At 35.6% G+C, this 376-nt stretch carries 1 pseudogene; it reads left to right on the top strand.

Annotated elements, in window-relative coordinates:
* Positions 1 to 376, top strand: a pseudogene (locus tag ADF68_RS10650) (transposase); the annotation flags it as partial.

The following is a 376-nucleotide window of genomic DNA, read 5'->3' as shown; positions in this document are numbered from 1 at the left end:
ACTGTCATCCAACTACTATCCACTATGCTCTTAAAGCTATGGGCTACACTCGAAAAAAAAGAACCACACCTACTTTGAACAAGACCCAGGAAAAGTAGCCTTATTTCTTAAAAATTTTAATAGTTTAAAGCATCTAGCACCTGTTTATATTGATGAAACAGGATTCGATACTTATTTTTATCGAGAATATGGTCGCTCATTAAAAGGTCAGTTAATAAGAGGTAAAGTATATGGAAGAAGATATCAGAGGATTTCTTTGGTTGCAGGGCTAACAAATGGTGAGTTAATCGCTCCAATGACTTACGAAGAAACAATGACGAGCGACTTTTTTGAAGCTTGGTTTCAGAAGTTTCTCTTACCAACATTAAACACACCA

Origin of the sequence: Streptococcus pseudopneumoniae, assembly GCF_001068775.1 — a bacterium.
GTDB lineage: Bacteria > Bacillota > Bacilli > Lactobacillales > Streptococcaceae > Streptococcus > Streptococcus pseudopneumoniae_N.
This window is presented reverse-complemented; position numbering and strand designations above follow the sequence as displayed.